The organism is Methanobrevibacter sp., assembly GCF_045541095.1.
Taxonomy (GTDB): Archaea; Methanobacteriota; Methanobacteria; order Methanobacteriales; family Methanobacteriaceae; genus Methanocatella.
The window spans coordinates 1-6,041 of sequence record NZ_JAZQIJ010000081.1 but is presented as its reverse complement, the minus strand read 5'-3'; the positions used below and the strand labels follow the sequence as shown (position 1 = coordinate 6,041).

General features: G+C 32.9%; 8 protein-coding genes and 1 pseudogene. 7 read left to right on the top strand and 2 right to left on the bottom strand.

Annotated elements, in window-relative coordinates; all coding sequences use genetic code 11:
* Positions 1–176: 176 nt before the first annotated feature.
* The 7 genes and pseudogenes from ACKI2P_RS03615 to ACKI2P_RS03585 all read left to right on the top strand — a co-directional run bounded on the left by ACKI2P_RS03615 (position 177) and on the right by ACKI2P_RS03585 (position 4,546).
* The gene (locus tag ACKI2P_RS03615) at positions 177–404 is read left to right on the top strand and encodes a hypothetical protein (RefSeq protein WP_407375099.1); all 228 of its coding nucleotides are present in this window, start codon (positions 177–179) and stop codon (positions 402–404) included.
* A 74-nt stretch (positions 405–478) separates the two neighbouring features.
* Positions 479–1,632, top strand: a pseudogene (locus ACKI2P_RS03610) (sodium-dependent transporter).
* Positions 1,633–1,709: 77 nt separating this feature from the next.
* A complete protein-coding gene (locus ACKI2P_RS03605) occupies positions 1,710–3,173 on the top strand; it encodes a sodium-dependent transporter (RefSeq protein WP_407375097.1) in 1,464 nt (487 codons plus the stop codon).
* Between the two features lie 30 nt (positions 3,174–3,203).
* Positions 3,204–3,437 carry a 4Fe-4S binding protein gene (locus ACKI2P_RS03600; RefSeq protein WP_407375095.1) on the top strand — a complete coding sequence of 78 codons (234 nt, stop codon included), beginning with the start codon at positions 3,204–3,206 and terminating at the stop codon, positions 3,435–3,437.
* Positions 3,438–3,557: 120 nt separating this feature from the next.
* Positions 3,558–4,016 (top strand): hypothetical protein, encoded by a 459-nt coding sequence (locus ACKI2P_RS03595; protein WP_407375093.1) that lies wholly within the window; start codon positions 3,558–3,560, stop codon positions 4,014–4,016.
* A complete protein-coding gene (locus ACKI2P_RS03590) occupies positions 4,016–4,258 on the top strand; it encodes a hypothetical protein (RefSeq protein ID WP_407375091.1) in 243 nt (80 codons plus the stop codon). The genes ACKI2P_RS03595 and ACKI2P_RS03590 overlap by 1 nt, the downstream gene beginning before the upstream one ends.
* A gap of 6 nt (positions 4,259–4,264) precedes the next feature.
* Positions 4,265–4,546, top strand: coding sequence for a hypothetical protein (locus ACKI2P_RS03585; RefSeq protein ID WP_407375089.1), 282 nt, complete (start codon positions 4,265–4,267; stop codon positions 4,544–4,546).
* Here ACKI2P_RS03585 and ACKI2P_RS03580 read toward each other — a convergent pair.
* A complete protein-coding gene (locus tag ACKI2P_RS03580; RefSeq protein WP_407375087.1) occupies positions 4,543–5,325 on the bottom strand; it encodes an NAD(+)/NADH kinase in 783 nt (260 codons plus the stop codon). The two genes, ACKI2P_RS03585 and ACKI2P_RS03580, sit on opposite strands and share 4 nt — an antisense overlap.
* A gap of 206 nt (positions 5,326–5,531) precedes the next feature.
* On the bottom strand, positions 5,532–5,828 hold the full coding sequence (locus ACKI2P_RS03575; RefSeq protein ID WP_407375085.1) for a putative quinol monooxygenase: 297 nt from the start codon (positions 5,826–5,828) through the stop codon (positions 5,532–5,534).
* Between the last annotated feature and the right edge of the window lie 213 nt (positions 5,829–6,041).

Here is a 6,041-nt window from a genome sequence, read left to right as displayed (position 1 = left end):
AAGTTTAAAAAAGCAAAACATTAACATTTTTGTCTGAACCCATGGGACGAGGGAGATAGCCTAGGATAATATCAAATAACCAACGATATATAATAAAAAACCTAGGAATCCTCAACTTCAATAAGTTGAGGTAGTTCAAATGATTTTTCACAAATGTAAAAATAGGTGAAAAATTAATGAGTCAGTATGAACGTTGGGATTCTCCTTTGGCATTTCTCTTGACCATGATAGGTGCCGCTGTTGGATTGGGTAATATCTGGCGTTACAGCTATGTGGTCTATTCAAATGGTGGAGGAGCATTTTTTATCCCTTATCTTTTTGCAATTTTTGTCATGGGAATTCCATTTTTGATTTTGGAGTACGGTATAGGTTATACTTCAAGGATTCGTTTTCCAATATTTTAAAGAAGATTAATCCTAAATTTGAATTCATCTCATGGTTGATTATTTAATGCCTATTTACACTGATTATTTATTATATGGTCATTTTGGCATGGGATTTGGTTTATCTGGGTTCAAGTTTTAGTTTCAACTGGGGAGCAGACACTTCACTTTACTTTACCAAAACCGTAGGTGGAAGTTCAAACCTCTCAAACATGACTTCATTTCTGCTTCCGACAACATTGGGATTGCTTGTCATTTGGTTTACCGTGTGGTTTATTTCCCACAGGGGTGTGAACAGAGGAGTCGGAAAGTCTGCAAAGATTTTAGTTCCTATCCTTTTCATTATAATGGCGTTCATCAATGTTTATGCTCTCACACTTCCTGGAGCGGGCATAGGTATAGATGCTCTGATACATCCCGACTGGAGCATGCTTCTTAATGTAAACGTGTGGATTGCAGCATTTTCACAGATTCTTTTTTCCTTGAGTATGGGTCAGGCAATTGTTGTCATATTGGCGAGCTACCTTCCTGAAAAATCCAAGCTGGCAGATAATGTTCTTCTCGTTGTAGCGCAAACTGCCTGTTTGAAGTGTTTACCGCATTCGGTGTGTTTTCAATATTGGGATATATGTCCCAGACTGTCGGAACCCCAATTACACAGCTGGTAAGTGAGGGAACAGGTCTTGTATTTGTTGTTTTCCCTAAAATTTTCACAGTTATGGGGCCTGTCGGTAGAATTATCGCACCTTTGCTTTTCATAGCTATCCTCTTAGCAGGAATTTCATCAGCTGTAGCTATGTTAGAGCCTATGGTCAATTCATCCTCAATCAAGTTGGGATGGTCACGTAAAAAAACCGTAACTGTTCTTTCAATAGTCGGATGCGCATTTTCCCTGCTGTTTACAACCGGAATCAGCAGTTACCTTGTAGGGGTTGTTGACTCATTCGTCAACCAATTCGGAATTCTCATTCTCGTTGCGGCACAGTGCATCATTTTCACATGGGTATTCGATGTTGATTCCATAATACCTGTGTTAAATGAGAACAACCGTTTCAAGGTCGGAAAAACCTGGAAATTCATCATCAAATACGTTTTGCCAGTGGTTATAATTGTCATGTGGGTTTTTGGAGTATATGATCTGTTTCAGGCATCATCAATATTCGAATTGACAGTATATGCCATAATCCTGGTTATGGTATTGGTATTTGCAATGGTTTTTACAAAAATCAATCCTTCAAATCATGACTGATAATTTTTCATATTTCTTTTGAAATGCTATCATTTTTTATATTATTTTTCACAAAATTAATTACTAGGTGAAAAAATATGTCTCATGAAAATCAGTGGGATTCGTCTTTAACTTTTATTTTGGCAATGATTGGTGCTGCCGTCGGATTGGGTAACATTTGGCGTTACAGCTATGTACTCTACTCAAACGGTGGCGGAGCATTTTTTATCCCATATCTGTTTGCTATTTTTGTAATGGGGATTCCATTTCTGATTTTGGAGTATGGAATAGGATTCAGTTTCAAGGATTCCTTTTCAAACATCGTTAAAAGTATCAATCCGAAATTTGAGTATATTTCATGGATACTGGTAATCCTAGTTTTTATAGTTGTTATCTATTACGTGGTCATTTTGGGATGGGATCTGGTATATCTTATCTCCAGTTTCACTTTCAACTGGGGTACAAACACCGCTAATTATTTTGTTCAAGGCGTTGGAGGAAGTTCCAATCTGTCAAACATGAACAGTTTTCTTATTCCAACAACAATAGCAGTGCTTTTCATGTGGATTTTTGTCTGGTACATTTCCCATAAGGGAGTAACAGAGGGAATAGGAAAAGTTTCAAAAGTATTCATGCCTTTGCTTTTCATATTCATGGGTTTAATTATTGTTTATGCATTCACACTTCCTGGTGCGGGAATAGGTATAAATGCTTTGATTCACCCGGACTGGAATATGCTTTTGAATGTCCAGGTCTGGCTTGCCGCATTTTCACAGATTATATTCTCTTTGAGTATGGGTCAGGCAATTGCTTTGACCTATGCAAGCTATCTGCCTAAAAATTCCAAACTCATAGACAACGTTTTGATTGTCGTTGCCACAAACTGTCTTTTTGAGGTTTTAACCGCATTTGGCGTATTTTCTATATTGGGATACATGTCTCATACCTCAGGAACACCAATCACTCAGCTTGTCACTGAGGGAACCAGTCTGATATTTGTTGTTTTCCCTAAGATATTCAATGTTATGGGTGTTTTCGGACGAATTATCGCTCCACTGCTTTTCTTGGCAATACTCTTTGCAGGTATCACTTCCGCTTTGGGATTTTTCGAGCCACTGGTAAATACAACTCTGCATAAATTCGGATGGTCACGTAAAAAAACAGTTACTGTACTTTCCATTGTAGGATGTGCATTTTCACTGATGTTTACAACCGGAATCAGCAGCTATATGGTTCAGATTGTTGACACATTTGTAAATGAATTCGGTATCCTGATTCTGATAGCGATTCAATGTATAATATTTACATGGTTCTATGACATTGATTCAGTATTGCCTGTATTGAATGAGAACGGAAGATTGAAAATCGGAAAAACCTGGAAGTTTATCATCAAATACTTCCTGCCACTGGCAATAGCTGTAATGTGGGTAATCGGAATATATCAGATAATTCTTAACATGCATTCATTTGAATTTATGGTGGATGCTGTAATAGTGGTTCTGGTTTTGATATTTGCAATATTATTCACTAAAATCAAAACCAATTTAGGTAAATCTGAATGATTTTATTAATTATAGTTTAGGAGAAATTTTATGGGTTTAGGTTCATTTTTCAAAAGAGGAAAAAAAGACAAAGAGGAAGTTGAAGAGTGCCACATTGACATTAACACAGATGAATGTGACGCATGTGAAAAATGCATCATCGCTTGTCCGAACAATGTTTTGATGCTTGTTGAGAATTTATCAGCAGTCCGTGACGCCCAGGTATGTAAAAGATGCAGGGTGTGTGTTGCAATTTGTCCGAATGATTGCATCACAGTCAATTAATTTTTTTTCATTTTTTTAATCAATTATAATACTTTTTTCAATCTTATTTTTTTGAATATTTTATATACATAAAAAATTTTAAATATAAAAAAATGTATATAAAATATACAAGGTGTTTTTATGCTAGTTGAATTTTTAGGTGATTATCCGCAAATTAGAGTATTTGATTACTTGTTGATGAATCCTTTTGGAACTTATACAAAACAACAAATTGCAATAGGGTCTGAAATATCAAGAATAACTTTAAACAAATTCATCGATAATTTGATTAACAGAAATATATTAATAAAGAATTCCAACTCTAAATTTAGCTTAAATATCAAGTCTCCTTTAGTCATAGAATTAAATAAATTTTTAAATGAATTGAATAAGATTGAAATAGAAAATCAAATGAAAAATATTGATGAACCTTACGATGAACTTAGTGATGATGAATTGGATGAGGTATTTGATGAGAATGCTCCTGATGTAGATTTGAACAAATTAGAACAGGAATTAATCATGAAAGAAAATTATAAAATTACAATAGCAAATGAAGATGAAAATTTCAATATTAAGTATGATTATGTGGTGGGCTAATGGAAGAAAATAATGTGGTCGTTAAAAGAAAACATAAAATCAACCCGGATTCAGAGTTGATATATGCTTCAGCTGTTGGTGTTGGGGGAGATAGTGAGGAAATTCGCATCATTCTCTTTAATAAAAAAGTCATAAGTGAAAATGATGATTTAGAGATGATTAATGAGTCTAATTACCAGTTAATTTTAAATAAAAAAACAGCCAGAAATTTAGAAAAATTATTAAGGCAGTATTTGGATTGAATTTCAATGGGAAAAAAGAATTTTGATGAATTTAGATTGAGAATTCTATTTTTTTTGTATCGTGGCAACTATTGGCAATCTAGACACACTCCTATAGTCAATATTTGCAATAAGTTATCAGATATTCCCTGCAAATATATAAATAAAGTCTTAAAACAATTATACAAAGAGGAATACATTAGATTTAAAAACACTGCTCATGGAAAAGATGTCTTTTTAAATATTAAAATGAAAAAGTATATTGAAAATGAAATTAAAGATATGTTAAATGAATTAACGAAGTTTTAATTGATGTTTTCACGGATATTGTCAATGAAACTTCTATCTTCAAGTTTAATTATTTTTGTTACCTTATCTGATTTTTTAATTCTTATTGTGTCTCCGCCGAATACTTCAATGGCTTTTCCGTCATATAATGCATAGGATGTTGTGTTGTCTCTTAGTTCTGTTATTCTTATGTCTACAACGGAATCATCTGAAAGGATTACACTTCTGTTGAGTATTGTGTGTGGAGCTATCGGTGTCAATGTCAGAATATGCGCAGTCGGATCAACTATAGGTCCTCCGCATGACAGGTTGTATGCGGTTGAGCCTGTAGGAGTGCATAACATTATTCCGTCTGCAGTATATGAATTGATGAGTTTGCCGTTTACTATTGCATCAAATCTGACTACTCCAAACATGTTTTTAGAAATGGCTATTTCATTAAGTGCAGGAGGTATTTCAATTATTTCACCTGTTGATTTGATGATTTCACCTTCAAGCATCATTCTCTCTTCAATTTCATATTTTCCATTTGAAATATCATTCAATGCATTTTCGATGTTTTCAGGAGAAATTTCTGTGAGAAAACCCAATGTTCCGGTATTGATTCCAACAATAGGCTTTTCATCTGACATTCCGGCAGTCTTTAGAAATGTTCCATCTCCTCCGATTGAGATAATTAAATCTGATTGGGTGATGTCTTGTGTAATGTTGATGTTTAAATTATTTAAAATTGATTCGACTTCTTTTTTGGTTTTAAGGGAATCTGAATTTTTCTCATCAAAATTAATAAAAATGTTCATGAAAATACTTTGTACAATCTAGATTAAATATTTTATATAATTGCAGTGTTTTTTAAGTTAAAATAATAGGGCAAAGCATTAATAATTTTAATAGTTATTAAAAAAATAGCACGTTTAATTAATCATATTTTTAAAATATTTAATCATTTAGTAAAATATGATGTTATTGATTTGAGTAATACATCATTAAAAAATAAAAAAAGTAATTATAGGCTGATTTCATCAGCACCTATAACTTGTATAGTCATATCTTCAACAAATTCCCCAGTCTCTTCGCCGAAGTTAACGAAGTGAGGTGAAGCCATATGTTTTTTAAGGTCTTCAATAGTTTTCCATTTTTCAACAAATGTTAATGTAGTATCATCTAGAGATTTTAAAAGTTGATAATCAATGTTTCCTTCTTCTTGTAAGGTTTCATCAATTAATTCTTTTGAAACTTCTATAATGCTATCAAAACAACCTTCTTTAGGTTTGATTTTTGCTAAAACAACTATGAAATCCATAATCTAACTCCTAATATTTGTTAAAAAATAGTTTAAATTTCATAATACTTAATGTTTGCCTTATGTAAATTATTTTTGATATTTAAAAAGAGCTATAAAAAAAGTTAGAATCAAAAGATTCTAAATCGTTTCACATTGAACTACCTCAACTTATTGAAGTTGAGGATTCCTAGGTTTTTTATTATATATCGTTGGTTATTTGATATTATCCTA